We start from the raw sequence: 3,806 nt of genomic DNA, 5'->3' as shown, positions 1-3,806 counted from the left end.
GCTTCACCGTGTATACTAATCTTATTTCTCTCTTTTGTTCTTTCTTTTTATTAGTTAAATGCAATCAATGACAAACTTAAGACGTGTATAATTAATTGCTTTGGCAAGTGCTTATTTGGAAAATTCCTTCGGAATTTTCTCTGGCAAGTATGAGAAGTATGAATACGGAAGATGGGCTGCCTTTCTAAAAAATGAGATACAGTTTGTTGGCTGGGCTGGTTTAGCATATCTACCTGAATTTGATGAAATTGATCTTGGTTATAGATTCTCACCTAAATATTGGGGAATGGGTTTTGCAACAGAAGCATCTCATGCAATTTTGACATACGGATTTGAGAAACTCGAATTAATACGGATAATAGCAATTGCTATGAAGGAAAATAAACGTCTATAAGAGTGATGGAAAAAGTTGGGATGGAATTTGACAAATTTGCACCTTATGAATCTGGTGGTGAAGATGTAGTCTGGTATTGGTGTGACAAAAACTTATAACAAAAAATAAACGCCATTAAAGCAGGCGCTTAATAAAACCGTTGTAAAAAAACACCCACTCAAAAGAGCAGGTGCCTCAACTAAACGTAATCTGCTTCCCCACAAATTAGCAGTTGATTCCTTCTAGAAATTGTAGGTCACAGCTAATGCTACCAAAGCATCAGATTCGTGAGATAAGTAAAATGCACTAGTAATACCATTTGCCGTTTCTAAATTAGGATCTATGCTAAATGCTTGACTGTTTAGATTTAATAAATTCTCTACAGATACACCAATATTAAAATTGCCAATAACATAGCTACAACTAAAGTCTAAATATGAAAAGCCTGTATAATCGTAGCTGTTCGCTTCGTAAGGGAGTTCTTCTTCTAGCCTTATATTAATACCAAATGATACGTCGTTAATCGTATAATTAAATACTTGCACTGTAAATGCATTACTACCAATAGTTAGAAGCGACAAGGTGTTAGTGTTAGTTTCCGTTTCAGTATTAAAGTTGAAATCAACTTTAGACGTTTCTATTGTCATAGATTCCTTTTCAATCCATTGCAATTTTGGTAGTGTTTGCGAAAATACTTGGTTAAAGCAAAGGCTAAAAAATAAATATATGTAGATCTTAGTTTTCAAGACTTACAGGTTATTAATTTTGTTTTTCATTGAAGGTCCTAGTTCATAAAGACTGGCAACCAACTCTGCTTTTAAAGGTTTTACCTTGTCTGTTTTTCCTGCAGCTTTATAAATTTCTGCGATATGGTATAACACATCTGGCTCTGAGGTTTGTCCATCAACGTAAGTTTCTATAATGGCATTTGCTTTTGTTACATCACCTTTTCTAAAATAACTCCAAGCCAATAAATCGTAAGATTGTGGTGTTGGTCTGTTCTCAACTTCTCGCTCAGCAATCTCTAGTGCCTGTTCTGGTAATAGTAAATCTTCTGTATAAACCATAACATTATACTTGTTATACATTTCGCCATAATGTTTATTTCTCACAGCGTTTTTATAAGAGTTAATAGCTTCTGATTTTAGGCTATTATCGTTTGTAAATTCAGCAATCTCGGCTTTTAACAAATCGTAATCTGGTGCTTTGTAATAGGTAGATACGTGATTTAATATGTTTAAAGCCTCTTCTGCATTGTTTTCGTGAGAATAGGCAATCCATGCAATACCTCTTTTTGCATAAGCATCATTTGGGTTGAGCGTCAAAGCTTTTAAGAAGTATTGATAAGACTTATCAATATCTCCAGCATGACCATAAAAATCAGCTAGATTGGTAAAAGCCCATTGTTTAACGCCTTTTAAGTTTGACGACTCTGCAATTTCTGTCGCTTTTTCCATTTCAACAATAGCTTGGTCTAAATTGCCTTTATGATCTTCCCATTTAGCTAAACGAATGAGGTAATCAAAATCTGAAGTATTTTTTATGTCTTTTAAATACGCTTTGGCATATATGTAATTGCCTAATTCTAAATGCACATCGAACAACATTTTTTTAGTTCCGTTTAACTTTTCGCCAATCGTTTCAGCTTGTTTTAATAATTCTAAAGCATCTTTAAAACGGTGTTGCGAAATATAATTTGATGCTAAACTTTTTAAATACGATGCGTTTTTGTTTCCTGTTAATTCTATGGCTTTGAGTAAATCATTTTCAGCTTTAATTAAACACGATATATCTGCAGTAGCAATAAACATCTGAGAGTAAGCACTTGCACGTTTTCCTAAGTAAGGAAATTGATGAGGATTAGCCTCTAATTTTCTAGTCCAGAATTGTGCTCCTGCAAGTAGTTCTGAATTATCAATTGTAGTTGTTAAATATGCTTTGTAATCTTCTGTATTAGTAACTGTTTTAGAGTCACAACTGAACATAATTACAGCTAATAAAAAGGGAATGACTTTTTTGAGTAACATAATTTATATATTTTCTTGAGTTTTTAGTTTAAATAAACATGGCTAATTAAACTGTCGCATTGAGCGTAGTCGAGAAAATTAAAATTCTGACTATAATGCATTTCGACTACGCTCAATGCGACAGATAGTTTCACTTATTAATAGTGAATTTTGGTTCAATAGCTTACCAAGGTGAAGCCAAGTAAGGAAATGAGGTTAAAAATGCTTTATCGTTTGCATCTACATTATCATTAGACAATCCTAGATTTTCGGTAAAGTCTTCACCACCAAAGATTAATAACAATTCTACAGTAATCACATCATCAGTTAAAGCTCTACCAGTTAGTACATTTGTACCATCATAGAAGGTTGTTGTACCATCTAACGACACATTAAGAACATCAGTGGCTAATAAACCTGTAAACTGAGTTGACGTTAATGTTAATGCATTTGCATCTGTTGGATCATTGTAAGCAGGACTCAAAGCTTCTAAGTTTGTTTGAAACATTGACTGAAATGTTGCACTCTGCTGAGAAGGAATCGTGGTGTTGAAAGCATCTTTCATGCCTCCAGAAACAAATACCGTATTTACTGCTGGTCGTCCCATTTGATCTTGTTGTATGTACGTTCCTGTAAAGTTTGGACCAGTTGGTCCGGTTGGATTATCATCATCACTACAATTGTAAGCTGTCAATGATACTAAAATGGTTATGGCAAAAAGTTTTATATTATTAAATTTCATGTGTTCTAGTTTATAAGATTATTGTTTTCTTTTAGACTCTACCCAAGTATTGATAGTGCCTGTACCACCTATCATTGATTTTGGTACTTCAACAACTACAGACATTACATTAGAGCCTGCAAACGTATCTGTACCTGGATTAGCGAATTCTGTTTCCATACCTCCGATGATTTGACCATAGCGTCCAAAATCCATAAAAAATGGATCGTCTCTTGGACCTGCAAATGCCATAATTCCTCCAGAAGTTTCTGTAATAGCATTTTGTCCGTAAGGTGTAATATCTACTGATACTTGATTCCCTGAATTTGCAATAATGGAGCTGTTTAGTCCTGTTTGTGTTGGAGCTATTGGCCCGAAAACGTACATTTTACCATCTCTTGCAACGGCTTGGATTACTAAGTCTTCAATATTATCATTATCAGTATCAATATTGAATTCAATCATTATATTCTCATCGAATGCAGCATTCTGTGTTTCACTACCAGCGCCTAAAAGCCCTTGTACGTTAGCTACAAATGCTATGTTTGAGTTGTCTGCACCTTGAAAGGCATAAAAATCTGTGATATCACTTGTACCACCTTGTACTGCAGGAGCATCAATATGATCTGCCGCAATTGCAACGAAAGTCGCAACACCTAATATTGCTGTTGCGATTAAAAAATTTGTTTTTTTCATGTGTTTTTAT

3 protein-coding genes and 1 pseudogene are annotated in these 3,806 nt (G+C 34.3%); 1 reads left to right on the top strand and 3 read right to left on the bottom strand.

Translation table 11 applies throughout. The features are described 5' to 3' along the window. Positions 1 to 100 precede the first annotated feature (100 nt). Positions 101 to 394: a GNAT family N-acetyltransferase gene (locus tag QZZ53_RS16980; RefSeq protein ID WP_296386930.1), complete on the top strand. Its 294-nt coding sequence runs from the start codon at positions 101 to 103 to the stop codon at positions 392 to 394. A gap of 221 nt (positions 395 to 615) precedes the next feature. Here QZZ53_RS16980 and QZZ53_RS16975 read toward each other — a convergent pair whose 3' ends face one another. From QZZ53_RS16975 to QZZ53_RS16965, 3 genes and pseudogenes are all read right to left on the bottom strand, one after another. After that, complete coding sequence (locus tag QZZ53_RS16975) at positions 616 to 1,119, bottom strand: hypothetical protein (protein WP_296386928.1); 504 nt, start codon at positions 1,117 to 1,119, stop codon at positions 616 to 618. A 3-nt stretch (positions 1,120 to 1,122) separates the two neighbouring features. Beyond that, positions 1,123 to 2,400: a cell surface protein gene (locus QZZ53_RS16970; RefSeq protein WP_296386925.1), complete on the bottom strand. Its 1,278-nt coding sequence runs from the start codon at positions 2,398 to 2,400 to the stop codon at positions 1,123 to 1,125. 163 nt (positions 2,401 to 2,563) lie between these two features. Further along, positions 2,564 to 3,796: pseudogene (locus QZZ53_RS16965) on the bottom strand (DUF4331 family protein). Positions 3,797 to 3,806: the final 10 nt, after the last annotated feature.

This window comes from Winogradskyella sp. (assembly GCF_016744625.1).
In the GTDB taxonomy this organism is placed as follows: Bacteria; Bacteroidota; Bacteroidia; order Flavobacteriales; family Flavobacteriaceae; genus Winogradskyella.
This window is presented reverse-complemented; position numbering and strand designations above follow the sequence as displayed.

What these genes read in the sequence shown, in the direction of transcription:
- QZZ53_RS16970 (WP_296386925.1), bottom strand. Translation starts at nt 2,400, where the DNA reads ATGTTACTCAAAAAAGTCATTCCCTTTTTATTAGCTGTAATTATGTTC.